We start from the raw sequence: 24861 nt of genomic DNA on the forward strand, positions 1-24861 counted from the left end.
CACTGCACTAGGAGCCTGGAAAACGCTCAGGCTCCTAGCTTGAAGCGTCGGTGTATGGCCAGTCATCCGGAGCCATGAAGTAGTAGACGCTGCCCATTACAGCGGCCATAAACGCCATTAGCAACAGGAAAAGTGTTGCTTTCATTGCCACATGACGCTCCGCATACCAGGCGTAAAAGGCGTCCAATTTTGCTGCCAACCAGATGTTCAGGCGACGTGTCGGCGGGTGCACCAACGAGAGAATTCCCAGTGCAACAAAGATGCAGAGCCATCCGGGAGCAGGAGTTGGCAAAATGATAATGCCAACAATGAGCAGTGCGAAGCCTGCGACGAGAAGAACCGGGGAGAGTACCGGCCCGTACCAGGTGTTGCGCATATGGGCATGGCGAATCTGCATGCGGTCCATCAAGCGATGTACCTTTTCCTCCATTGCGATTCACTTCCTCCGATTTTCGGTGCCGTGCGCTATTTCTAGCGGCGGTCTCGAACGAGGCATCGTTGAAGCATTAAGCATCAAATGTGCAGCTCAACTGCCTGGGTGCACCATTGGACATTGATTCTTTTAATCATGTCTATATTTAATCCATTGTTGCACAAAAGCTGCTCCCCAGTGCAACGAGATTTTTCGGAAGGTGGTAATCTTCCAACAGTTCTCAGTGGTTTACAGCAGTTACCACTGCATCTCATCCACCTGTTCACCTCAGACAGTTCATACTGCGCTAGGTGCCTTTGGTCTTCAGTTTTCTGCAGCCAGGAGTTTTGCATGCGACTTCGCCCCAAAGCCCTTCGCGCTACTTCCGCCTCGGTCATTGTTGCGCTTTCGGCCTCGACTCTGTTGGCGGGGTGCACCATCGATGGCCCAAGCACCACCGGGTCCAAGGCCACCACTGCTACCGCAAAACCTAATGCTCCAGATAACGGTTGGGATGCTTCTGAGGAAGTCGCTTGGTCTGATGCACAGGACGTCCTCGATACTGCGGCTAAGAATTTCTCCGACAACTATGGCATTGATTTAGGTGTCTATTTGCGCGTCATTGACGGTCCATACAAGGGGCTCACGGCGTCGGTAGGCGAGGATACGAAGGAGTACTCCGCATCGACCATCAAGGCTCCGTTAGTGGTTACTGCGCTGAAGAAATTCGGCGATGACCTAGACAAGACGGTGACGGTCGATTGGGACAATGGTGTTGGCGGAAGCGTGATTGGTCCTGGCCAATACACGCTCGACGGGCTGTTGCAGTACGTGATGCGGTATTCGGACAACACCGCGGCGAATGGGCTGATTGACGCTGTCGGTGGTTTCGACGAGGTCAACAAAACCATCAAGGAAGCCGGTGTTGACGACAAGCGCTACCACCTGGGAAACAAGTTCAACATCCCCAATCCCAGCGGTGATCGGTCCTGGTTTACTCCCTCTCAGGCTGCGCTGTTCATGGCACGTCTCCAGGAAGTGGCCGATGGCACCTCAAAGCACAACTTCATTACCAAGGACACGGCACAAACTGCATTGACCTACCTCACTTACGGTGGTTCGCAGAAGTTTGTGATGTACGTCGGCTCCGCGGTCCAGAAGACCGGTGACACTGCCGAGGGCGTTAATGACCACGGTATTTTGTACACCGCAGCCGGACCCATCGCTTACGCCATTACGACGCGCTTTGATGAGGTGCCGCTCAATGAGCTTACCGACGGCCTGCTCGGCCAGCTGGGTTCCCAAATAGCCCCGCTTCTGCCGGATTACAATCGCCTTGGTAAGGATGGCAAGCCACTGACTGCTAAGCAGGCTGCGACGTGGAGCGCGGATGAGGATGGCGACGGCATTCCGGATCGTATCGGAACCGACAGCATGGATGGATCCACGTACACCGATGATTCAGATTCTGCGAATTACAACGAATCTTTGGAACCTGACTGGTTCAATCCGTTCCGAGGATAGGACCTGGATACGCTCCCCAAAACAAAATTGCCCGTGTATCAGATTTTCAGGCCGAAAGTCAGGCCACTGAAAACCGTGCAACACGGGCAATTCCTATGTGATTGCCTTCTGTTTGGCTGGATTCGGGACTAGCCCTGCCACTTCAGCCAAACGGCGGTGTTGGCCGGCAGCACCAAATCAATCGAGTGAGCCTGGCCGTTCCAACCGTGCTCGACCGCGGTCACAGTACCGTTTTCACCGTAGCCGGAGCCCTCGTAACGCGATGCGTTTGTGTTCAGAATCTCCGTCCATTGGCCACCGCGCGGTACGCCAATCTTGTAGATTTCCTGCGTGGTTCCCGACAGGTTATAGACGCAGGCGACGACCGAGCCATCGGTGCCGTAACGGACAAAGGACACAACATTGTTTGTGGAATCATCCGCGTTAATCCACTGGAAGCCCTCTGGGCGGTCATCCTGGGTGTAGAACGCTGGGTTTTCCTTGTAGATGGCGTTGATGTCCTTAACCAGCAGCTGAATGCCGCGGTGGAATTCGCCGCTCCAACCTTCGAGGTTGTCCCAAGCCACGGACTCATCGTGGTTCCACTCGTGGTTCTGGCCAAGATCCTGACCCTGGAATAGAAGCTGCTTGCCCGGGTGCGCCCACATGAAGGTCAGGAAAGTACGTAGGCCTGCGGCCTTATCCCAATCGCCGCCCGGCATGCGCTCCCACAGCGAGCCCTTGCCGTGCACGACCTCGTCGTGGCTAATCGGCAGAATGAACTCTTCCGAGTAGGCGTAGACCATAGCGAAGGTGAGCTCATGGTGGTGGTAGGAGCGGTAAATCGGCTCCTTGCTGAAGTACTCCAGCGTGTCATTCATCCAGCCCATGTTCCACTTCATAGAGAAGCCCAAGCCACCGTGCTCGGTAGGTGCGGTCACACCCGGCCAAGAAGTAGATTCTTCGGCCACGGTGAGGAAGCCCGGGTTGTGCTTGTGTACCGTGGCGTTGAATTCCTGCAGGAACTGAACAGCATCGAGGTTTTCACGGCCACCGTACTGGTTCGGCAGCCACTCGCCTTCATTGCGGGAGTAGTCCAGGTACAGCATGGAAGCCACTGCGTCGACGCGCAGACCGTCGATGTGGAACTCTTCTGCCCAGTACAGTGCGTTGGCGTAGAGGAAGTTGCGTACCTCGTTGCGGCCGAAGTCGAAAACGTAGGTGCCCCAGTCGCGCTGCTCGCCGCGGCGCCAGTCCGGGTGCTCGTAGCAAGCCGTGCCATCGAAGCGGGCAAGTGCGAACTCGTCCTTCGGGAAGTGCCCCGGAACCCAGTCCATGATGACACCGATGCCAGCGGCGTGGAAGGCATCAACTAGACCGCGGAACTGATCTGGGGTGCCGAAGCGGCTGGTCGGAGCGTAGTAGCCGGAAACCTGATAACCCCAGGAACCGGTGAACGGGTGCTCACATACTGGCATGAACTCCACATGGGTGTAGCCCATGTCGACCACGTAACGCACCAGCTTCTCCGCCATAACCTCGTAGCTCAGGCCCTGCTTCCAGGAACCCAAGTGGACCTCGTAGATAGAGATGGGCTCTTCGGTCCAGTCTGTGTTGGCGCGCTTTTCCATCCACGCTTGGTCGCTCCAGGCGTAGTCGGAGGTCGCAACAATCGACCCGGTAGCCGGTGGGAGCTCAGCAGCACGCGCCATCGGGTCGGCCTTATCGCGACGCTGTCCCTCCGGTGTCGTGATGGCGAACTTGTAGACTTCGCCCTCACCCACACCCGGGATGAACAGCTCCCAGATACCTGCGCCACCCATAGAGCGCATTGGGTACTGCGCGCCGTTCCACATACAGAAGTCACCGACCACGGCGACGCCGCGTGCGTTCGGAGCCCAGACCGTAAACGAGGTGCCTTCGACCGTACCCAGCTCTGTGTCGTAACTGCGAAGGTGAGCACCGAGAACCTTCCACAGTTCCTCATGACGTCCCTCGCCGATTAGGTGCAGGTCACCAGCGCCAATAGTGGGGAGGAAACGGTAGCCGTCGGCACGCTCTACGGTTTCGCCGGAGTCCCACGTAATGCGCAGACGGTAGTCGAAGTCATCGCCGCCGGGGACGAGGGCGGTGAAGAAACCGTCGCCCAGGTTCTCCGCTTCAAACTCGCCGCGCGTGCTGACGACAGTAACTGCCTGTGCGCCGAAGACCCTCGTGCGAATAACCGTGTCACCGTCCACGACGTGTGCGCCGTAGATGCTGTGCGGATCGTGATGGGTGCAGTAGCGCAGGCGATCCATATCGCCGGAATCAATTGCGAGGCGGGGATCTGTGTGGGCTCCCATGGAAGGTCCTTCCGAAGCGTTTCTAGGTAGGTGAATGTGAAGTTGTTGAGTTCAGTTCTAAAGAAATAGAGGGAGGTAGGGGACAGTGGGCTGCTAACTCACCCGCCAGCCTAACGACGAATCGTTGCGACAGTGGTCAGGTCAGCGGCCCACTAACCCCGAAAGTTCCCAGCAAGCGTTCTAGCCCTCGTAGTCGGGGACGTCGCGCCAAGCCAACTTGTGGCGGAGCTTGACGTCGATTTCCGGCAGCTTGATGATGTGCGCGACGTTTTCCCACGGTGCCAGGCGGACGTAGTTGTCCTTGCCCCAGTTGAACTGGTTGCCGGTAATCAGGTCAGTGACATCCATGCGGTCGTGGTTGCGGAGCCCAATGCGATCCATGTCGAGGTGCACGGTAGCTTCCTGGGCATTCCACGGATCGAGGTTGAGAACAACGAGGATGGCATCGCCGGTGACCGGATCGAGCTTCGAGTAAGCCAGCAGGTTGTCATTGTCGATGTCGTGGAAGTGCAGGTTGCGCAGCTGCTGCAGAGCCGGGTGCTCGCGGCGAATCTTGTTCAGCGTGGCAATGAACGGCTCCAGCGAGTTGCCGGTGGCCAGTGCCTGGTCGTAATCGCGGCTGCGGAGCTGGTACTTCTCGCTGTCGAGGTACTCCTCGGAGCCCTCCTTGACCGGAACGTTTTCAAACAGCTCGAAGCCGGAGTACATGCCCCACAGCGGAGATAGGGTGGAAGCCAGCGCGGCGCGGATGGCGAAGGCTCCACGGCCGCCCTTGACCAGGAAGTCATGCAGAATATCTGGGGTATTGACCCATAGGGATGGGCGAGCGATGTCCGCATAGCGGGTAATCTCCTCGCCGAATTCGGTCAGCTCTTCCTTCGTAGTCTTCCACGGGAAGTAGATGTAGGACTGAGTGAAGCCAGCCTTGGCCAGACCGTAGAGACGGGCTGGGGCGGTGAAGGCCTCGGCGAGGAAGATGACCTCCGGGTTGGTTTCGTGAACGGTTTCAATCAGCCATTCCCAGAAGTTGCCCGGCTTGGTGTGGGGGTTATCCACGCGGAAGACCTTGACTCCACGCTTGACCCAAAACTTCACTACACGCAGAACCTCTGCGTACAGGCCCTTGGCATCGTTGTCGAAATTCAGCGGGTAGATGTCCTGGTACTTCTTCGGCGGATTCTCGGCGTAGGCAATGGTGCCGTCCGGCAGCACGGTGAACCACTCCGGGTGAGCCTTAGCCCAGGGGTGGTCCGGTGCACACTGGAGCGCTAGGTCGATAGCGACCTCGAGGTCGCGCTCCTTAGCAGCCTTGATGAATTCCTTGAAGTCCTTTTCGTCACCGAGGCTCGGGTGGATGGCGTCGTGGCCACCTTCTGCGGAGCCGATAGCCCACGGAGATCCGACATCGCCCGGTTCCGGGGTCAGGGTGTTGTTGCGACCCTTGCGGTTGATTTCACCGATTGGGTGAATCGGGGGCAGATAGACCGTGTCGAAGCCCATGCGCTGAGCGCGATCAAGCTGTGCAACCGCAGTCTTGAATGTGCCGTGCAGCAGCTCGCCATTTTCGCCGTAACCACCGTTGGAACGAGGGAAGAACTCATACCAAGAGGAGTACAGGGCTTCGCGGCGGTCAACCTTGATCTTGCGGGTCTTTCCGCGGGTCAAAAGGTCGCGCACCGGGTGCGCCTGCAAAATGGCGCGGGTCTCGTCGGAAAGCGCGGCTGCAATGCGGGCGCGAAGATCGCCGTCGCCGCGCAGACCTGCGGCGATGGAGCGTAGGTGGTTGCGGTGGATAGCAGCGGCACCAGCGGCGGCGCGGTCGAAGAGAGCGGCGCCAATTTCTAGATCATTAGCGAGTTCAGCTTCGCTCTGACCGGCCTCGAACTTCTTGGTGATAGCGTTGCGCCACGTTGCCATCGGGTCGGACCAGGCATCAATGCGAATGGTCCACAGCCCGGGAACATCTGGGACGAAGGTGGCATTGACCTGATTTGGATCATGGTCAGAAAAGTGCATTGGGATGCGCTGTGAGCGGGAAGCAAAAGCTGATTCCTTCGGCCCCTTGACGTTGAGCGTGGCGTTCATCGCGTCGTGGCCTTCTCGCCAAATGACGGCAAAGGTTGGGACGACTTCACCCACTACGGCCTTCGATGGAGTTGCACCACCGTTGATTTGAGGACGGATGTCATCAATACCGATTCGACCAGTCATAAAAGACGTTCTCCTAATTGTCGGCGAGCTAGGTGAAAATCGAAGCAAAACCATCTCGAGTGAACTCGATTTGCTCTCTACCGAGGATAGATGAGAATGTCCAAGCGCACATTTGGGCAAAGTTAGGGCACCATGGATGTGTGGCTGAATTGGAAGAAGACTTTAACGAAGATTTGCTACTCGACTTTCGCGACGTAAACCTCATCCGTGGTGGCCGTACGCTGGTCGGGCCGGTCGATTGGCAAGTAGAACTTGACGAACGCTGGGTCATCATGGGGCCGAACGGTGCAGGCAAAACTTCTTTGATGCGCATTGCTGCAGCGGAGGAGTTCCCGTCTTCAGGGGTGGCCCATGTGATGGGCGAGCAGATTGGGCGCACCGACATGCGTGATCTGCGCACCATGATTGGTTTGACATCATCGTCGATTGCTCACCGCATTCCCAATGACGAAAAGGTCGCGGACCTTGTTATTTCCGCCAGTTACTCCGTCCTGGGGCGCTGGCGTGAGACCTATGAAGAGATGGATTTCGAACAGCTCTCCGAGATTCTCGAGCGCATGGGTGCTGAGCATCTTGCAGACCGCACCTGGGGCACTCTCAGTGAGGGAGAGCGCAAGCGCGTACTCATCGCACGAGCCATGATGGTCAACCCCGAATTGCTGCTTCTCGACGAGCCGGGAGCCGGACTCGACCTCGGCGGTCGCGAGGACCTCGTCGGTTACTTAGGCGAACTCGCACTCGACCCGGATGCGCCGGCGATGGTGATGATTACGCACCACCCGGAAGAAATTCCGTACGGCTTCACCCATGCGATGCTCCTCGACGAAGGCAATGTCATCGCACAAGGGCTTATTGACGACGTCCTGACCAGTGAGAACCTGACCAAGGCTTTCCACCAGGAAATCGTCGTCGATCGCATCGATGATCGCTACTTTGCGCGCCGGGCACGGCCTGCTGGAAAGCACCGGAAGAAGTAGACGCTCATGGCGGTTCCGACACCTGAAACCCCGAATACACCCGCGTCGCCGAAACTGGCTGCGACTGTGTTGCTGCTCCGCGACACCCACTGCGGGCTCGAGGTCTACGTTCAAGAACGCGTATCCTCAATGCGCTTTGCGGCCAACATGACCGTGTTCCCCGGCGGTGGAGTAGACCAGCGTGATTTCCCCGCTGTCGCGAATGAGGTCATGGCCGTGACCGAGCCGTCGGAAGCCGACCCTGAGTCGCGGATCGCGCAGGCTTTTAACGTCGACTGCGCGCGGGCGCACGCGCTCACCTGCGCGGCCGTGCGTGAGACCTTTGAGGAAACAGGCACTCTGTTGGTTCGCGATGCTGGCGGTGAGATTGTCGCAGATGGTCACCGCTTCCACCGTCAGCGACGACAGTTGGAAGCCCACGAGTTGTCATTGACGGATTTCCTTAGCAATGAAAATCTGGCGCTCGATGCCGAACTCGTCAGTCCTTGGGCTAACTGGGTGACACCCGAATCCAACCCCATTCGCTACGACACCTATTTCTTCCTCGCCGCGCTTCCCGACGGTCAAAGGGCCGACGGTGACACCTCTGAGGCATCATCTTCAGGTTGGTTCCGACCGACTACGATTTTGGATGGATGGCGCCGTGGGCTACTTGGCCTCATGCCTCCGACCTGGGCGCAACTAACTCGCTTGGACGGCGTCAGTACTGTGGCCGAGGCTCTCGAGGCGGCCAGAAACACTCCGGTGCGACGCACCAGTAGTGACTTCCTCGGGGAACCTTTTATGGATGAGTACTTTGCCGTTGCCACCCACATGGGGCATTTGCGCAAACGTATGAACCGTTAGCCGACTACTCAACCCCCGTTAACCGGCTGATCCCTAGTTGGAAGGAGATAACGAGTGTCCCTGTCCGCTGCAGAGGTGGCCGCTGTTGCTGCTCACCCGGAGTGGCTAGATGAGGCCGACCAGCTCGCGCTCACTAAAAAGTCTCTGATTGCAGACTCCGCGCATCTACGCCAACACTGTGGCGAGTTTGGTCGCGCGGTCATTGAAGTTGCGGCAGCTCGGCGTTCGGCGGTCAGCAAACTGCCAGGGGACTGGATCTTCTCTTCCGAAGCAGCGCAACAGGCCACGCCCTTTGTCGTCGCGATGGCTCGCGCCCGTAGGCTTGCGGATCTCGGTGTCGAAGCAGTGGCCGATGTGACCTGCTCCATTGGTACTGAAGTGGCAGCAATTGACCACGAGGGCCTGACCGTCGTCGGGTCTGATCTCGACCTTGCACGGTTGGCCATGGCGCGGCATAACGTCGGCAAGAACATCTTCGCGCAGGCCGATGCTTTGCAACCGGCCTTTGACGCACCTGTCATTGTCGCTGACCCTGCCCGCCGCTCCGGTGGGCGTAGAATCACCAACCCGGAGGACTTGCTCCCATCGCTGCCGGCGCTCATAGCTGCCTGGCCCGACAAAGAACTAGCTATCAAATGCGCGCCAGGCCTCGACTTCAGCGAGTGGAGCGGGGAAGTGGCTGTCACTTCGGTGGACGGTGCGGTCAAGGAGGCATGTCTATATACGCCGGGGCTGGCCGGAGTTACCGATGGGCAATCCGTAACGCGATCGGCGATGGTTATCCAGACCGTCGATAAGCACAGGCCGTTAGAGTTGTCGGCGGTGGACGTGCAGACATACGACGACACCATGCCTGACGACGTCGATGTGCGCGCTGCCGGCCGGTACATCATTGATCCGGATGGGGCGATTGTGCGCGCCGGGCTGGTGCGGCATTTTGCGGCGGCGCATGGGCTCTGGCAGCTCGATGAGCGGATTGCGCACGTCAGTGGCGATGTTTTGCCGCAGGGGATTGCCGGGTTCGAAGTTATTGAGCAAGTGGGGTTGAAGCAGGTTCGCAAGGCACTGGCAGCGTTGGATTGCGGATCGGTGGAGATTCTCGTGCGCGGCGTAGACGTCAACCCCGACGCGTTGCGCAAGCAGTGGAAACTTAAGGGCTCCAGGGCATTGGCGGTGGTTGTCACGCGCATCGGACGGAGCGCGACGGCGTTTATCTGTCAGCCCCGGGAGATCGGTTAAGGACCGCTTTACGACGGAAAACTGGTGGGGGTAGCCCGTTGGGGATCGGTGTTTGCTGTCGGCGAATACTGCGGAGACAGCTGCAGTTGATTGCGTACTATTAACGTCTGACATGCGGAAATGGCATGTTGGCGGGCAGGCTGTGCTCGTGGTGTAGAAAAAAATTTAAAAAAATAACGACATTGTTATCTGGATCACCTTCGCATTGGCGATAGGTTCTGTTATCTTCAACACAGACGACCTAGAGCGTGGCCTGGTTCACTTTATTGTGAGGCGGCTTGCGAAGTAAGGTCAGATAAACGTTCACCAGTAATCAACCAGTAAGGACGACAGAAAAATGCCGAACATCGTGGTTCTGGTCAAGCAGGTTCCGGACACCTGGTCCGAGCGTAAGCTCACCGATGACAAGTTTGTCCTCGATCGTGAGTCTGCAGACGCAGTTCTCGACGAAATTAATGAGAACGCTGTTGAGGCTGCCCTGCAGCTGAAGGAAGAGCACGGCGGAAACGTTACCGTCGCAACTGTTGGCCCGGATCGTGCCATCGAGGCACTGCGCAAGGCTCTGTCCATGGGCGCAGACGACGCCGTCATTCTTTCGGACGACGCACTTGAAGGTTCCGACGCTGTTCAGACCGCATGGGCTCTGTCCAACGTCATTGACACCCTCGAAGATGTTGACCTCATCGTCACCGGTAACGCCTCCACCGACGGTGGCACCGCTTCCGTCCCGGCTATCCTCGGTGTCTACCGCGACCTCCCGGTTCTGACTCACCTGCGTTCCGTCGCTATCGACGGTGACTCCATCACCGGTGAGCGCGAGGTCGAAGACGGCATCTACCAGCTCAAGGCATCCCTGCCGGCAGTCGTTTCCGTCACTGAGAAGGCTAACAGCCCGCGCTTCGCATCCTTCAAGGGCATCATGGCCGCTAAGAAGAAGCCGGTCACCGAGCTGACTCTGGACGATGTTGCTGCTGAGGCAGAGCAGGTTGGTCTCGAAAACGCTGCTACCGGTGTCACTGGCTCCACTCCGAAGCCGGCTAAGACCGCTGGTGAGCGCATTAACGATGAGGGAGACGGCGGCGCCAAGCTGGCCGAGTACCTCAAGGCCCAGAAGTTCATCTAAGGCGCTTGACGCGAATAGAAGACAAATAGAGATACAAGTAGGAGAAAGATCACTATGACCGACGTCCTCGTTCTCGTCGAGCACGCAAATGGCGAGCTGAAGAACACCACCGCTGAACTGCTGACCGCTGCTTCCGCATTCGGCACCCCGGCCGCAGTTGTCGTGGGTACCCCGGGTACCGCTGCTGGCTTCGCAGACACCCTGGCCTCCTACGGCGCCGGCGAGATTCTCGCTGCTGAGTCCGACGATGCCGACAAGTACCTGATCACCCCTGAGGTTGACGTTCTCGTCGGCCTGGCCTCCGAGCGTGAGGTTCCGGTGCTGGTTTCCGCTTCCGCAACCGGCAAGGAAATCGCTGGCCGCGTCGCTGCGCTGACCGGTTCCGGTCTGCTGTCCGACGTTGTTGCTATCAACGATGACGCTTCCGTTAAGTACTCCATCTTCGGTGGCGAGTACATCGTCGACGGTGTCGGCTACGGCGCATCCCCGGTCTACGCTCTGCGTCCGGGCTCCGTTGACCCGGAGGAGAAGTCCGGTTCCGCTGACGTTACCGAGATTGCATTCCCAGAGATCGGCAACAACGCTGTCGAGATCGTTTCCTTCGCACCGGCTGAGGGCGGCGACCGTCCGGAGCTGACCGAGGCTAAGCTGGTTGTTTCCGGTGGCCGCGGTGTCGCATCCGAGGATGGCTTCAAGAACGTTGTTGAGCCGCTGGCAGACGTTCTCGGCGCAGCTGTTGGTGCTTCCCGTGCTGCTGTTGACGCTGGCTACTACCCGGGTCAGTTCCAGGTTGGCCAGACCGGTAAGACCGTTTCCCCGGACCTCTACGTTGCTCTGGGTATTTCCGGTGCTATCCAGCACAAGGCAGGTATGCAGACCTCCAAGACCATCGTTGTGGTCAACAAGGACGAAGAGGCTCCACTGTTCGAGATTGCTGACTTCGGTGTCGTCGGCGACCTGTTCGACGTTGTCCCGCAGGCCATCGAGAACCTGAAGTAATACGCACTTGCCTTAAGGCTACTAGTTGCGTAAGGCTGCTGGCCGAGAGTCAACTCGGCTAGCAACTACCCGCTCGGGGTGGGCGCAGATTTTTCAAGTCTGCTCCCGCCCCGAGCATTTTTTGGTCCTACTCATCTGTTCGTGCAGACAGTGAGGTTTAACTATGGCGGATAGTGAGCATAAGCCGCACGCAGCGTTATACTGCCTGCATGCTTAATGACCACATCGTTGCCGCTCCGGACGAGAAGAGTGAAATGAAGTCTGCTGCGAAGACCCGTCACTTTGTGGATCATGCCGCGACTACACCATTGCGCCCAGAAGCGCGCACGGCAATGGTCGGGAACCTAGGTCTGGCCAACCCCTCGGGGCAGTACGCCACCGCACGCATTGCGAAAAAGGTTCTGGAAGAGTCCCGAGAAGAAATTGCAGAGCTGCTCGGTGCCGATCCCATCGAAGTAGTTTTTACTTCCGGTGGAACTGAGGCCGACAATCTAGCGATTTCAGGCCTGTACTTCAAGGCCTCTGGCTCGGACATTGTGGTTCCACCAATCGAGCACGATGCAGTGTTGAAGACATGTCACCATCTGGAAAAGGAACACTGGGCCAAGATTGTTGAGGCTCCTGTAGGTGCTGATGGTCGCGTTGACATGGTGCAGTTCCCGGAGATTAGTCGGCAGAACACCGCGCTGGTGACGTGCATGTGGGCGAACAATGAGACCGGCACCATCCAGCCGGTGGAGGAGATTGGCAAGCGGGCGAAGGAGGCTCGCGTGCCTTTCCATATCGATGCTGTGCAGGCAGCCGGACATCTGCCAATTGATTTCCACGCAAGTGGCGCCTCTACAATGGCCATCTCCGCGCACAAGTTCGGCGGTCCCCGTGGGATTGGGGCGCTGCTTGTTCGTCGTGAAGCGAAACTTACCCCGCATAACAACGGCGGCGGGCAGGAACGCGGACTGCGTTCGGGCACGCAGGACGTGGCATCGGCGGCGGGCATGGCGGCGGGACTGCGCGCGGCGGTGGACGCGATGGCGGCGGACAATGAGCGAATCCGCGGTCTGACGCAGCAGCTCATCAGGGCAATCGCGCACATCGACGGTGCGATTATCCACACCAGCGAGCTCGCTTTGCCGGGGCATGTCTACGCCAGCTTCCCGGGCGCGGAGGCCGATAGTTTGATCATGCTGTTCGATGCGGCGGGAATTGACTGCTCTACGGGATCGGCATGTAGCGCGGGCGTTAACCGTCCCTCGCACGTGCTGATGGCGATGGGCGTTTCGGAGCCGGAAGCGCGGTCGTCGATTCGTTTTACGCTGGGGTACACCTCGACGCAGGCGGATGTCGACGCCGTCATTTCGGCGCTGCCGGAAACGGTCGAGCGGGCGCGGCGTGCGGGCATGGCTTAGTTTTTGCCCCGTGGTGGTACGGTGACACGTGCACAAAATCTAGAGGGGAAAGGTTGCAACGCAATGCGAGTTCTTGCAGCAATGAGCGGTGGTGTGGATTCTTCCGTGGCTGCGGCGCGTGCATTGGCCGCAGGTCACGAGGTCGTTGGCGTGCACTTGGCGCTGTCGAAAGATCCTCAGTCCGTTCGCGCCGGATCCCGCGGCTGCTGTTCGCTAGAGGACTCCGGCGATGCCCGCCGCGTCTGCGATGAGCTGGGCATTCCTTTCTACGTCTGGGATTTCTCCGAGCGCTTCAAAGAAGAGGTCATGGATGACTTCTACGACTCCTACGAGCGCGGCGAGACGCCGAACCCATGCCTGCGCTGCAATGAACGCATCAAGTTCGCAGCCCTGTTGGAACGAGGTCTGGCGCTCGGCTTCGACGCGGTGGTCACGGGGCATTACGCTTTGCTTGGCGACGACGGCCTGTTGCGCCGTGGCCGCGATGCGAAGAAGGACCAGTCCTATGTCCTGGGCGTGCTGGATCGCGAGCAGCTGCAGCGCTCGATGTTCCCGGTAGGAAACACCGAGAAGCCAGAGATTCGTGAAGAAGCCCGCGGGATGGGACTAGGCACTGCCAACAAACCGGACTCTTACGACATCTGCTTCATCCCGGATGGCAATACCAAGGCGTTCCTGGGCGCGAAGATTGGCCGTCGCCCGGGCACCATTGTGGATAAGGAAACTGGCGACACCGTCGCTGAGCACGACGGTGTCTACGGTTTCACCATTGGTCAGCGCAAGGGGATTGGCCTGGCGGGGCCGATGCCGGATGGCAAGCCGCGCTATGTCACCGGCATTGATGCAGAGACCGGCACGGTGACAATCGGCACGGCTGCGGACTTGAATGTCAACGTGCTCGAGGCCGACCGTGCCATCTGGCTGGCCAACCCGGATGAAGTACTCGCTGCCTCGGAGGCCGGCAAGCTGCAGGTGCAGGTGCGTGCGCACGGTCGCCCCATCGACTGCCGTATTGAAGTGCTGGCAGGACCTGACGATGACATCACCGGACGCGGTGGCGCCTTCCGGCTGCGCCTGAGCGATCCGCTCCGTGGTGTCGCTCCTGGCCAGGCCGCTGTTTTGTACCACACTGACACTGCGGGCGACTACGTGCTGGGCTCCGGCACGATTGTCTCGACCGCCCGTGAAGAGGACTTGTCGTGACCTCCTTTGTCGGCCTTGGCCCGATGCCGGGCCGCAATCCACACGAGGCGGCAGAGATTGTCATTGGCGAATGCCTGGAAGGTCACCTCACGCTACCGACGTTGCCCGCCCGTGGGTTCGGCGCCGATGCCGTCGGTCGCACGGCCGCCCTCATGGCTGACCTCGTCGTGGACAGGGGAGCGCGCTCCTGGAAAGTCGCCGACCGTCGTGGTCGCGCGAGTGCCTTGGCCACTGATTATCTCCACCGAGACATCGACGCGTGCGAGGAAGCGTGGGGACGCACCCCGCAGAAGATTCGCCTGACCGCTCTCGGCCCATGGACGATGGCGACTTCGGTGGAAAATGCCGCAGGCCATCTCATCGCCGTTGACCGCGGCGCCGTGAAGTACTTCGCGCAGTCGCTGGCCGCGGGATTGGCTTCCCACATCGCCGATGTCCGTCGGCGTTTCGACAGCGACATCGAGGTACTTCTGGCAGAACCCGCACTCGGCGCAGTCGTACAGGGCAAGATCAAGGCTCCGTCCATGCTGATGGGCAACGCGGGCTATCTCCCCGCCCAGGGGCACCGCGAGATCGCGGAGATCTTCCTCGAGGTCACGGGGCCGCTGCGTGACGACGACATCGAAGTGACCATCGCGCTGTCGAGCCCCGATGGCCTGGCTGTTCAGGCCTTGGCGGATTCCGGTGCGGCCGGAGTGTGGCTACCTCGCAAAGAACTGACCACCACGCAGCAACTGGATTTTGCGGCTGCCGTGGTCGGTGCCGATATGTCCCTGGAGCTGGGTATTGTGCCAGTGACGGTCACGGAGCGAGAAGAGCACACGGGCGTCCCGGTGGCGACACCGGCTCGAGCACTCGCTGAGCAAGCAGCGCTGTTCTGGGATGAGCTGGGCTATTCGCGCCTACAGATTGCTGAGAGCTTGAATCTGGCGCCGATGGGCGGCTTTGCTGCCAGCTCCAATGAAGAAGCACAGGCGCAACTCGGCGCAGGCCGTAATGCCACGGAACTTCTTCGTCGGGCAGCCGGTGACTTGGCTCGCGACGAATAGCGACCTTATTCCACCAGCGTATTGAGGTAGTCGGCGAAGTAGGGAAGTGTGAATTCCACGTATCCCGTCGACGCTGACACAATCAACTCGCGGTAAATCAGGTCATGGCGAAGCTGTGAGATGCCAGAGAGTTTGCGTCCCATGGTCTCTGCGATGGCGCTCGTGGCCACGGGCTTTCCATTGGGGGAGAGGCGCGCCATCGCTTTGAGAAAATCAATCTGGCGAGGTGGCACTTTCCGCAGGCTGGGCGCATGAACTTGCAGCCCGATGCGGCGGATGGATTCCGCTGCGGCATCCGAGACATGCTGAGCGGTAATGGTGTCCGAGTGGGCCAACCTGGCCTTAGCCCAAGCGACTGAGCCAATGGTCTGTATGAGATACGGGTAGCCGTGGCTGAGTTCAGCGGCCAGCTCGACGGCATCCTCGGTCATCGCGCGTTCGCCGAGTTCTGCAGTTCTGCGAATGATGTCCTTGGTGGTCTCCACGTCCAATCGGCCCAGAGACACGCGCTCGGCACGGCGTAAGAATGTTGCGCCCTCTAGCTGGAGCAAGTCTTCGATACCGCTGGGCAGCCCGGCTGCGACAAAGGCAATCTCCGCATCGTCGCGATTTAGGTCCTGGATTGCATGGGCAATTTCGTTGAGCTGTGCGGGGTCTGCACTTTGAACCTCGTCGAGAGTGAGCAAGATGCCGGATCCCTGTGGCATGAGGAGAGCCGAGAGATCCTGAAGTTGGCTGAGCAGATTCCTGCCGGGCTCGGGCTGAGAAGTGCTGACTTCCGTCTTAAACCCGCCAATGCCGGCGATGGACAGGCCGGTGAGGTGACGGCCCTTGCCCATCGGTGCACTGTCAATGGCACTGAAAGTGCGCGGAATGGTGACATCGGTGAGTTCAGAAATCATTTCAGAGCCGATGTGAGCACGCAGCACAATCCATCCCAGTTGCTTTGCTGCGGCTTCAAACTCGTTGAGAAGTACCGTCTTACCGATTCCGCGGGTACCGGAAATTAGCGCGGTTCGCCAGGGATTACCGGGGCCTTCCGCCAGAGCCAGCTCAAACGAGTCCAGCTCGACATCGCGCCCACCGATGATGGCCGGGGATCGGCCGAATGTGGGGTGGAAAGGATTGCGTGGGATGGAGATGGCCTTGTCGCCGCGAGTGGTCACGCATCAATCATAGCAATGGATAATCCACATCGGCTTGGATAACTTGGATATTCCGCCGAATTTTGGATATTCGATTTCCATTGGATAATCACAAAACTCTGGATATTGGGAGAGCCGGGGAGGGTGAAGGGGTCGCTGCTCAGTCCATCGGCCACCCGAAGGTGAAGTCCGACGTATCCTTACCCTTTTCGGTCAGGTACTGCTGCAGGTTCTTCTTGTACTGGTAGTACGCGACGGCCTGCAGCTCCATCAGCTCTTCTCCCGATTTTTCGGTTAGCTCCCGGTAGTGGCGCGCCATCACCCATGCGATGCGCGCAGCCGCCAGAGCATCTTCGGTGGCATCATGTGCCCCGTCCAGGCGCACCTGATAATGGCGGGAGACATCAGTCAATGTGCGTTTTTCACGGCGTTCTGGGTCGAAGTAATTATCCAGCACAAAGGGGTCGACGACGAGGCCGTCAACAGTAAAATTGGGATCCTGCGAGCGCAGTACCGTCAGATCATAAGCCGCGTTATAGGCCACTACGGTCAGACCATCGCGCCAGGCAGCTCGAAGGCCGGCAATGGTATCCGCTAGCACTTCATCGTGCGGGCGTCCCTCCGCGCGAGCTTTTTCAGTGGTGATGCCATGCACATCAGACGCAGCTTGCGGAATTTCGACACCGGGATTAGCGAGCATGATGGTGGAATCTTTGCCCTGCTCAGTCAGTCGGACCAGTGCGGAAGTGACAATCTTGCAGGTGCGAGGATCCGTGCCGGTAGTCTCCAGATCAAACGCGAGCATGCGTCGCGGATCGAAATTATGCATGTCTCAACTGTAGCGGAGAGTGCGGATTCGCTGAGGGGCAGGAACAAGGTCAAGAGAATTTCCGTGTCCTCCGGCGCATCCGGGCAATGACATAGAATGAGCGACGTGACTTCCTCGACCGATGAGAACTCCGACCTGTCAACCTCCGATTTGTCTTCGTTTTCCAGCGCCCCCGCCTCCGAGCCAGCGCCGGCGGACGTCCGGGAGAAGTGGCAAGATCTAGCAACTCGCATTCGTGAAAACGCTGCGCTGTACTACACCGCGCAGCCGGTTATCTCCGATGCTGAGTATGACGAGATGTTCCGTCAACTGCAGCGGTTAGAGGAGCAGTGGCCCGATCTGGTGGTGCCGGACAGCCCCACGCAGCAGGTCGGTGCGCAGGTCGACACGCCTGCCGACGGGGAAGTGTTCGAGCCTGTTGAGCACCTCGAACGCCTTTACAGCTTGGACAATGTTTTCGATGAGCAGGAGTTGCGCGGCTGGCTGGCCCGCACCCCGGCCAGCACGTATCTGACCGAGCTGAAAATCGATGGCCTGTCTATCGATCTGGTCTATGAGAATGGCCGCCTTGTCCGGGCGGCCACCCGCGGAGACGGCCGCGTGGGGGAGAACGTCACCGCCAATGCGCGCACTATCGAAGATATTCCGCATGAAATCAGCGGCGAGAACATCCCCGACGTGCTCGAGGTGCGTGGTGAAGTCTTTATCTCGTTGGAAGAGTTCGAACGCATCAACGCCGATCGCGTCGAAGCGGGTCAGAAGCCGTTTGCCAACCCCCGTAACGCCGCCGCCGGTTCCCTGCGACAGAAGGATGTTGCAGAAGTGGCCAAGCGCCGGTTGTCCATGATTTGCCATGGAATTGGTCATATCGAGGGCTGGCGTCCACAGTCCCAGCACGAGGCATATCGTGCCTTGGACGAGTGGGGTTTCCACGTGTCGCCGTATACAAAGCAGGTTCATTCCGCGGATGACGTCGTTAAGCAGATGCAGTACTGGGGCGAGCACCGCCACGACGCCATCCACGAGATGGACGGGCTTGTGGTCAAGGTTGACTCCCTTTCCGAGCAGCGCGCGTTGGGCGCGACCTCGCGGGCGCCGCGCTGGGCGATTGCCTACAAGTATCCGCCAGAAGAGGTCACCACGGACCTGCTGGACATTCGAGTCTCCATCGGCCGAACTGGTCGTGCGACGCCATATGCCGTGATGAAGCCGGTCTTCGTGGCCGGGTCAACTGTCGAGATGGCGACGCTACACAACCCTTCCGAGGTGCACCGAAAGGGTGTGCTCATCGGGGACCGTGTGACCATCCGCAAGGCCGGTGACGTGATTCCAGAGGTACTCGGCCCCGTAGCCGATCTCCGAGATGGTAGCGAGCGAAAGTACATTTACCCGACTCTCTGCCCCGAGTGCGGTACTCGTTTGGCTCCGGCAAAGGACAGCGATGCCGATTGGCGTTGCCCCAATACCCGCTACTGTCCAGGTCAGCTGCGGCGTCGAATTGAATTCCTCGCCTCCCGCTCCGGGTTCGATATCGAAAACCTGGGGGAGAGGGGCGCTGCCGATTTGATTCATCGCGGCGTGCTTGCCGACGAGTCCCGCCTCTTCGACCTCACCGAGGAAGATTTGCTCGGCACTGAGGTCTACACTACGGCTTCGCGGAAAACCCTGAACGCCAATGGTAAGAAACTGTTGGCCAACATCGAGGCAGCTAAGGATAAAGAGCTGTGGCGCGTATTGGTCAGCCTGTCCATTCGTCATGTGGGTCCAACAGTGGCGCGGACCTTGGCACAGAAGTTCGGCTCGATGGAGGCGCTGCGCGCTGCGAGCCGCGAGGAGATTTCGGCCATCGATGGCATTGGCGAGATCATCGGCGATTCCGTGGCTGACTGGTTCGAGGTGGACTGGCACCGCGAGGTTGTCGAGCGCTGGGAAGCTGCCGGTGTGCGTATGGCCGATGAGGTCGCCGATCGTCCAGATCAGGTGCTAGAGGGATTGACCGTGGTAGTCACCGGCTCTTTGGAGGACTTCACTCGCGACAGCGCGAAGGAAGCCGTTATCTCCCGTGGCGGTAAGGCCGCAGGGTCGGTGTCGAAGAAGACCGACTACGTGGTGGTTGGCGAAAACGCCGGTTCCAAGGCCACAAAGGCCGAGGAGCTGGGCTTGCCCATCCTCGACGAGGATGGGTTCAAGCGATTGCTGGAAACTGGTCAGGCCTAGCTGGGGCTTGGCCCAGCCAGGATTTGACCCAGCCGGGCCTAAATCTTGGTCTCTTCCAGCTTCCAGACCTCATTGGCGTAATCGCGGATAGTGCGGTCGGAGGAGAAGCGGCCCGAACGGATGATGTTCAGGAAGCACTTCTTGGCCCACGCCAGCTCGTCGCGGTAGTCCTCGGCCATGCGGTCGCGGGTCTCGCGGTAGTCAGCGAAGTCGCCGAGGACGTAGTAGACATCGGCTGGCTCGTACCCGTTGGACTCCAGCAGCGAGAAGTGCAGGTCGTGGAACATTCCGCTGCCACCGTCAGCAAAAGTGCCGTCGACAAGCGAATCGACCGCGCGCTTGAGACCCGGCACCGTTTCGTAAGTGCCACGCGGGCTGTAGGTGCGACGCAGCTCCGGCAGTTCCTCTTCCAGCGCACCGAAGATGTAGGCGTTCTCTTCGCCGGCGGCGTCGACGATTTCGACGTTTGCGCCGTCCATGGTGCCCAGCGTCAGTGCGCCGTTCATCATGAACTTCATGTTCGAGGTACCCGAAGCCTCCTTACCGGCAGTGGAAATCTGCTCGGAGACGTCGGTGGCCGGGATGATGTGCTCTGCCGGGGTGACGTTGTAGTTCTCAACGAAGGCGACCTGCAGGCGACCGTCCATGTCCGGATCGTTATTGACCTTGTCCGCGATAGCGTTGATGAACTTAATGATGGCCTTCGCGCGAACGTAGCCTGGGGCGGCCTTGGCACCGAAGATGAACACGCGCGGTGGCACGTCCAGCGCTGGGTCTTCCTTGATGCGGTAGTAGAGATCGAGGATGTAGAGCGCGTTGAGAAGCTGGCGCTTGTACTCGTGCAGACGCTTAATCTGGGTATCGAAGATGGCGTCCGGGTTCACCGAAATACCCTGGCGGTGCTCCAGCCAGGTGGCGAAGTCCTTCTTGTTCTCGTGCTTGATGTCGAGAATCTCACGCAACACGGCCTCGTCGTCAGCAAACTTTTCGAGCTCAGCGAGCTTGTCCAAGTCAGTGACCCAGGCGTCCGAACCCGACAGGCGAGTCAGCAGTGCCGACAGGCGCGGGTTGCACTGGTTGAGCCAGCGGCGCGGGGTGACGCCATTGGTCTTGTTGTTGAAGCGCTCCGGCCAGATATCGTGCCAGTCCTTCAACGTTTCGCGCTTAATAATCTCCGTGTGCAGGGCAGCAACACCGTTGATGGAGTACGCGGCGTAGCAGGCGATCCACGCCATGTGGATGCGACCGTGAGAAATCGGCGCCATGTAGTCAATCTTGCCCTGGTCGAAGCCGCGCTCCGCCAGGTCTTCGCGGAAGCGGCGGTCAATCTCGCGGGTGATCTCCAGAACGCGGCCGAAGAGACGGTCAAAAATGGAGTATTCCCAGGTCTCCAACGCTTCTGCCAGAACGGTGTGGTTGGTGTAGGCGAAGGTGTTGGACACGACGTTCCAGGCGTCGTCCCAGCTCATATCGTGCTCATCCAGGAGCAGACGCATCAGCTCTGGGATAGCGAGCACCGGGTGGGTGTCATTGAGCTGAATGGAGTTGTACTTGTGGAAATCGCGCAGGTCCTCGCCGTGATTCTCGATGTAAGAATCGATCATCGTCTGCAGCGAAGCGGAGACGAAGAAGTACTGCTGGCGGACACGCAGGACCTTGCCGTCATAGGTCGAGTCATTCGGGTAGAGCACGCGGCACAGGTCATGGACGCGCTCCCGTTCGACAATGGCGTCGGTGAAGCGCTGCGAGTTGAAGGCGTCATAGTCGAACTCACGCATCGGCTCCGAGTGCCACAGGCGCAGCGTGCCGACGTTATCGGTGCCGTAGCCGGTAATTGGCATGTCATATGGAACAGCGCGCACCACCAAGTCATCAAAGGTGACAATCTTGGACAGTTCCTCGCGACGAATGACGAAGGGGTAGCCCTCTTCCATCCACGGGTCCGGGTGCTCATCCTGGAAGCCATCTTCGAAGGTCTGCTTGAACAGACCGTAGCGGTAGAGGATGCCATAACCGGTCACCGGCAGATTCTGCGTGGCACAGGAATCCAGGAAGCAGGCGGCCAGACGACCCAGGCCACCGTTACCGAGAGCGGCGTCGTGTTCAGCCTCGAGCACGTCTGTCAGATTCTTGCCGTACTTTTTCACGGCAGCAGAGGCCTCATCCACCAGACCTGCATTGAGCAGGTTATTCAGCAGGGCGCGACCCATGAGGAACTCGGCGGAGAAGTAGTGCTGCTGGCGGGTAGCAGCGTATGCCTCCGTGGTGCGCTGCCAGTTGTCCGCTAGGTTATCGACAACAACCCGTGACAGACCGGACCAGAATTCCATCTCAGTGGACGACTGGGGGACACGGCCGGACTCGGCACGAATGTGGGATCCGACGAGGTCACTCAAGTTCGACATCAAAGAAGCTCCTTATTGACTGGTATCAGTTCCAGACTTTACCGCTAAGCGTGAATCACTGCGCTCCATAGGGGAGGAGCCTTAGGGTAAGAGCTTCGAGCGGAAGGGGGCTGCCCTCAGAAGAGGGCAGCCCATTAGCCGCTGCTAGTCGATGATTGCGCCGACAATCGTGCCAATCCGGCCCAAGTGCTCAACCTCACTTGGTAGGAAGTCCGGCCCGCCGGGCCGGCCAATAACGAGAACGAGGCCCTTGCCCATCGGAGTGGCGGCAATGGAGGAGTCCATAACTGTCCAGTCCTCCGGCAGCCACGTTTCCTCGTCCGGATCCAGGTTTCGCGGCGAGTCAATTGGGGCTTCCGGCAGAGTCCGGCCGTTATCCTCTGGAGCAGCGGTAGAGGAAGCGCGACGTACCCAGCGGCCATCGCTCTGTTCGCCGAGGACGATAGCCCAGCCGGCAGTCATAGTCTGAGGCAGGCCGTCGACGACATCTCCGAGGGCACGATCCAAGTTCTTCGTGTGCTGTGAGAACTTGGCCAGCAGTGCAATCTGTCCGCGGCGGTCAACCGAGCCGGAGAAAGGCCTAATTGAATCGACTTCCACTCCGCTAATGGACTGAGCCGCTGTAATCAGTGTGTCTGGTAGCAGGCCCATGGGCAGGTCAACCACGATGTCGTCAACAACAACGCCATTAGCGCCGTAATCTACGACATCGACACTGCGAATATCACCTTCTACTTCGCCCAGGGCAGCCGCGACGTAGCCAAGTGCGCCTGGTTCGTCGGGAAGCTGGATGCGAAGGAGGTAACTCATGGCTGTGTGCACAACCTTTCGAATAATTGATAGTGATGCTTGCGGTGTAACTATAGAAGTAGTGATTTAGGCTACAGGGTAAACCTTTGAAATGTAAGACCCTGCGGACAACTACTTGGCGACAACGACTACTGTTGGCAAGTACAGCCCGCTCGCGCGGTTCAAAATCAGTTTCAACTAAACTTCTGTGCACTAGCTTCGTACGAAGAAATGAAAGGGGTACTAGCGTGCCAGCTATCTCACGCGATGAGGTCGCCCACCTAGCGCGATTGTCCCGTCTGGCTCTGACTGACGCGGAACTCGACGAGTTCGCCGGTCAGATCGACGGCATTATTAACCACGTCCAGGCCGTTCAAAAGGTGGCTGCGGATGATGTTGAACCGATGAGTCACCCCTCTTCGCTGTCCGGTGTGATGCGCGAGGACGTCGTCAAGCCGACGCTGACTGCGGAGCAGGCGCTGGACCAGGCGCCGTCGCAGGACCGCCAGCGCTTCGAAGTTCCCCAGATTCTCGGCGAGTAGGAGTACGTGGAAGAAATGATTGCAGCTAACCCGAACCTGCATGCCGCTGTTGCTGAGGACCCGATTCTGGGGCTGAGCGCTTTTGAGCTCGCACAGAAGATTCACGCTCGTGAGCTGACCTCGGTAGAGGTCACCCAGGCGTTCCTCGACCGTATCGCGGCAATTGATGAGGACATTCACGCATTCCTGCACGTCGGTGCCGAAGAGGCCCTGGCTGCAGCTCGCAAGGTCGATGAGTCGCTGGATGCTGGCGAGGAGCCGGCCTCCGCGCTGGCCGGTGTTCCGCTGGCGCTGAAGGATGTCTTCACTACCACCGATGCGCCGACCACCTGCGCTTCCAAGATGCTCGAGGGCTACATGAGCCCTTACGACGCAACGGTTACTGCCAAGCTGCGTGCAGCTGGCATCCCAATTCTGGGTAAGACCAACATGGATGAGTTCGCCATGGGCTCGTCGACTGAAAACTCCGCTTACGGCCCGACTCACAACCCGTGGGATGTTGAGCGCACCGCAGGCGGTTCCGGTGGTGGCTCTTCCGCGGCGCTGGCCTCCGGTATGGCTCCGCTGGCTATCGGTACTGACACCGGTGGCTCGATTCGTCAGCCAGCAGCTCTGACCGCAACGGTCGGCGTGAAGCCGACCTATGGCACGGTATCCCGCTACGGCCTGGTCGCTTGCGCCTCCTCGTTGGATCAGGGTGGGCCGACCGCGCGAACCGTTCTGGACACCGCGCTGCTGCACGAAATCATTGCTGGTCACGACGAGAATGACTCGACTTCCACGGAGCAGCCGATTGCCGATGTGGTTGCTGCTGCCAAGGAAGGTGCTACCGGTGACCTCACGGGGGTTAAGGTCGGCATCGTCAAGCAGTTCGACCGCACCGAGGGTTACCAGGCCGGCGTACTGGACAGCTTCCACGAGGCCGTCGACAAGCTTAAGGAAGCTGGCGCAGAGGTGGTCGAGGTCGATTGCCCGAACTTCGACCACGCACTGAGCGCGTACTACCTGATTCTGCCGTGTGAGGTCAGCTCCAACCTGGCTCGTTTCGACGGCATGCGTTACGGCCAGCGTGTTGGTGATGACGGTTCGCACTCGGCCGATGAGGTCATGGCTATGACCCGTGCCGCTGGTTTCGGCGATGAGGTTAAGCGACGCATCATCATCGGTACCTACGCGCTATCGGTCGGTTACTACGACGCCTACTACATCCAGGCACAGCGCGTCCGTACCCTGATTCAGCAGGACTTCGAGCGGGCCTTCGAACAGGTGGATGTCCTGATCTCGCCGACCACTCCGACCACTGCGTTTAAGTTGGGCGAGAAGGTTGACGACCCGCTGAGCATGTACATGTTCGACCTGTGTACTCTGCCGCTCAACCTGGCCGGCATGTGTGGCATGTCCGTGCCGTCGGGCCTGGCTGAAGACACGGGTCTGCCGGTAGGCCTGCAGATTATGGCTCCGCGCCACGGTGACGATCGTCTGTACAAGGTCGGCGCTGCCTACGAAAAGGTTCGCGGCTCGATTGCATAGAAGCGCTCAATAAGCGTTAGTCGGTTTTCTGCAACCGTCGTTTTCTCACTGAAGTGGGAGAGCGGCGGTTGTTGTCGTGTCGGGGAGAGTT

19 protein-coding genes are annotated in these 24861 nt (G+C 59.2%); 12 read left to right on the forward strand and 7 right to left on the reverse strand.

The genetic code is table 11. The features are described 5' to 3' along the window. Positions 1-34 precede the first annotated feature (34 nt). Positions 35-430 (reverse strand): TIGR02611 family protein, encoded by a 396-nt coding sequence (locus CRD18_RS02690; protein WP_048735265.1) that lies wholly within the window; start codon positions 428-430, stop codon positions 35-37. Positions 431-763: 333 nt separating this feature from the next. Between CRD18_RS02690 and CRD18_RS02695 the strand changes: the two genes are divergently transcribed. Beyond that, on the forward strand, positions 764-1936 hold the full coding sequence (locus CRD18_RS02695) for a serine hydrolase (RefSeq protein WP_187406499.1): 1173 nt from the start codon (positions 764-766) through the stop codon (positions 1934-1936). Positions 1937-2064: 128 nt separating this feature from the next. On the opposite strand, the gene glgB is transcribed toward CRD18_RS02695, so the two are convergent. Next, positions 2065-4260: a 1,4-alpha-glucan branching protein GlgB gene (glgB, locus tag CRD18_RS02700; protein ID WP_070643856.1), complete on the reverse strand. Its 2196-nt coding sequence runs from the start codon at positions 4258-4260 to the stop codon at positions 2065-2067. A gap of 180 nt (positions 4261-4440) precedes the next feature. Then, positions 4441-6471 carry an alpha-1,4-glucan--maltose-1-phosphate maltosyltransferase gene (locus tag CRD18_RS02705; RefSeq protein WP_187406500.1) on the reverse strand — a complete coding sequence of 677 codons (2031 nt, stop codon included), beginning with the start codon at positions 6469-6471 and terminating at the stop codon, positions 4441-4443. Positions 6472-6611: 140 nt separating this feature from the next. Here CRD18_RS02705 and CRD18_RS02710 point away from each other — a divergent pair, with 140 nt between their 5' ends. The 8 genes from CRD18_RS02710 to CRD18_RS02745 all read left to right on the forward strand — a co-directional run bounded on the left by CRD18_RS02710 (position 6612) and on the right by CRD18_RS02745 (position 15313). Further along, complete coding sequence (locus CRD18_RS02710; RefSeq protein WP_048735276.1) at positions 6612-7448, forward strand: ABC transporter ATP-binding protein; 837 nt, start codon at positions 6612-6614, stop codon at positions 7446-7448. 6 nt (positions 7449-7454) lie between these two features. After that, positions 7455-8294, forward strand: a complete 840-nt coding sequence (locus tag CRD18_RS02715) for a hypothetical protein (RefSeq protein ID WP_016422468.1) — start codon at positions 7455-7457, stop codon at positions 8292-8294. Positions 8295-8348: 54 nt separating this feature from the next. Further along, a complete protein-coding gene (locus CRD18_RS02720; RefSeq protein WP_070866737.1) occupies positions 8349-9533 on the forward strand; it encodes an SAM-dependent methyltransferase in 1185 nt (394 codons plus the stop codon). 337 nt (positions 9534-9870) lie between these two features. Then, complete coding sequence (locus CRD18_RS02725; RefSeq protein WP_049194091.1) at positions 9871-10656, forward strand: electron transfer flavoprotein subunit beta/FixA family protein; 786 nt, start codon at positions 9871-9873, stop codon at positions 10654-10656. A gap of 54 nt (positions 10657-10710) precedes the next feature. Continuing rightward, positions 10711-11655, forward strand: a complete 945-nt coding sequence (locus tag CRD18_RS02730; RefSeq protein WP_016422471.1) for an electron transfer flavoprotein subunit alpha/FixB family protein — start codon at positions 10711-10713, stop codon at positions 11653-11655. Between the two features lie 254 nt (positions 11656-11909). Next, on the forward strand, positions 11910-13061 hold the full coding sequence (locus CRD18_RS02735) for a cysteine desulfurase family protein (RefSeq protein ID WP_187406554.1): 1152 nt from the start codon (positions 11910-11912) through the stop codon (positions 13059-13061). 63 nt (positions 13062-13124) lie between these two features. Beyond that, positions 13125-14264 (forward strand): tRNA 2-thiouridine(34) synthase MnmA, encoded by a 1140-nt coding sequence (gene mnmA, locus CRD18_RS02740; protein ID WP_070866738.1) that lies wholly within the window; start codon positions 13125-13127, stop codon positions 14262-14264. Further along, positions 14261-15313 (forward strand): methionine synthase, encoded by a 1053-nt coding sequence (locus tag CRD18_RS02745; RefSeq protein ID WP_070652911.1) that lies wholly within the window; start codon positions 14261-14263, stop codon positions 15311-15313. The genes mnmA and CRD18_RS02745 overlap by 4 nt, the downstream gene beginning before the upstream one ends. 5 nt (positions 15314-15318) lie before the next feature. Here the strand turns inward: CRD18_RS02745 and CRD18_RS02750 are convergent, their stop codons facing one another. Beyond that, positions 15319-16479, reverse strand: a complete 1161-nt coding sequence (locus CRD18_RS02750) for an ATP-binding protein (RefSeq protein WP_070652912.1) — start codon at positions 16477-16479, stop codon at positions 15319-15321. 139 nt (positions 16480-16618) lie between these two features. After that, positions 16619-17287: a 3'-5' exonuclease gene (locus tag CRD18_RS02755; protein WP_070652913.1), complete on the reverse strand. Its 669-nt coding sequence runs from the start codon at positions 17285-17287 to the stop codon at positions 16619-16621. A gap of 96 nt (positions 17288-17383) precedes the next feature. Between CRD18_RS02755 and ligA the strand changes: the two genes are divergently transcribed. Then, on the forward strand, positions 17384-19504 hold the full coding sequence (ligA, locus tag CRD18_RS02760; protein ID WP_101738712.1) for an NAD-dependent DNA ligase LigA: 2121 nt from the start codon (positions 17384-17386) through the stop codon (positions 19502-19504). A 38-nt stretch (positions 19505-19542) separates the two neighbouring features. On the opposite strand, the gene CRD18_RS02765 is transcribed toward ligA, so the two are convergent. After that, positions 19543-21909, reverse strand: a complete 2367-nt coding sequence (locus tag CRD18_RS02765; protein ID WP_070546736.1) for a glycogen/starch/alpha-glucan phosphorylase — start codon at positions 21907-21909, stop codon at positions 19543-19545. Between the two features lie 144 nt (positions 21910-22053). After that, positions 22054-22719: an amino acid-binding ACT domain protein gene (locus CRD18_RS02770; protein WP_048735304.1), complete on the reverse strand. Its 666-nt coding sequence runs from the start codon at positions 22717-22719 to the stop codon at positions 22054-22056. 227 nt (positions 22720-22946) lie between these two features. On the opposite strand from CRD18_RS02770, the gene gatC reads away from it, so the two are divergent. Continuing rightward, positions 22947-23240, forward strand: coding sequence for an Asp-tRNA(Asn)/Glu-tRNA(Gln) amidotransferase subunit GatC (gene gatC, locus CRD18_RS02775; protein ID WP_005509328.1), 294 nt, complete (start codon positions 22947-22949; stop codon positions 23238-23240). A 15-nt stretch (positions 23241-23255) separates the two neighbouring features. After that, positions 23256-24770 carry an Asp-tRNA(Asn)/Glu-tRNA(Gln) amidotransferase subunit GatA gene (gatA, locus tag CRD18_RS02780; protein WP_049172086.1) on the forward strand — a complete coding sequence of 505 codons (1515 nt, stop codon included), beginning with the start codon at positions 23256-23258 and terminating at the stop codon, positions 24768-24770. The last annotated feature ends 91 nt before the right edge of the window (positions 24771-24861 follow it).

This window comes from Corynebacterium sp. LK31 (assembly GCF_014335015.1).
Taxonomy (GTDB): domain Bacteria; phylum Actinomycetota; class Actinomycetes; order Mycobacteriales; family Mycobacteriaceae; genus Corynebacterium; species Corynebacterium jeikeium_D.

What these genes read in the sequence shown, in the direction of transcription:
- CRD18_RS02705 (WP_187406500.1), bottom strand. Translation starts at nt 6,471, where the DNA reads ATGACTGGTCGAATCGGTATTGATGACATCCGTCCTCAAATCAACGGT.
- glgB (WP_070643856.1), bottom strand. Translation starts at nt 4,260, where the DNA reads ATGGGAGCCCACACAGATCCCCGCCTCGCAATTGATTCCGGCGATATG.
- CRD18_RS02765 (WP_070546736.1), bottom strand. Translation starts at nt 21,909, where the DNA reads ATGTCGAACTTGAGTGACCTCGTCGGATCCCACATTCGTGCCGAGTCC.
- CRD18_RS02730 (WP_016422471.1), top strand. Translation starts at nt 10,711, where the DNA reads ATGACCGACGTCCTCGTTCTCGTCGAGCACGCAAATGGCGAGCTGAAG.
- CRD18_RS02715 (WP_016422468.1), top strand. Translation starts at nt 7,455, where the DNA reads ATGGCGGTTCCGACACCTGAAACCCCGAATACACCCGCGTCGCCGAAA.
- mnmA (WP_070866738.1), top strand. Translation starts at nt 13,125, where the DNA reads ATGCGAGTTCTTGCAGCAATGAGCGGTGGTGTGGATTCTTCCGTGGCT.
- CRD18_RS02735 (WP_187406554.1), top strand. Translation starts at nt 11,910, where the DNA reads ATGAAGTCTGCTGCGAAGACCCGTCACTTTGTGGATCATGCCGCGACT.
- gatA (WP_049172086.1), top strand. Translation starts at nt 23,256, where the DNA reads ATGATTGCAGCTAACCCGAACCTGCATGCCGCTGTTGCTGAGGACCCG.
- ligA (WP_101738712.1), top strand. Translation starts at nt 17,384, where the DNA reads ATGAGCGACGTGACTTCCTCGACCGATGAGAACTCCGACCTGTCAACC.
- CRD18_RS02695 (WP_187406499.1), top strand. Translation starts at nt 764, where the DNA reads ATGCGACTTCGCCCCAAAGCCCTTCGCGCTACTTCCGCCTCGGTCATT.
- CRD18_RS02690 (WP_048735265.1), bottom strand. Translation starts at nt 430, where the DNA reads ATGGAGGAAAAGGTACATCGCTTGATGGACCGCATGCAGATTCGCCAT.
- CRD18_RS02755 (WP_070652913.1), bottom strand. Translation starts at nt 17,287, where the DNA reads ATGCATAATTTCGATCCGCGACGCATGCTCGCGTTTGATCTGGAGACT.
- CRD18_RS02770 (WP_048735304.1), bottom strand. Translation starts at nt 22,719, where the DNA reads ATGAGTTACCTCCTTCGCATCCAGCTTCCCGACGAACCAGGCGCACTT.
- CRD18_RS02725 (WP_049194091.1), top strand. Translation starts at nt 9,871, where the DNA reads ATGCCGAACATCGTGGTTCTGGTCAAGCAGGTTCCGGACACCTGGTCC.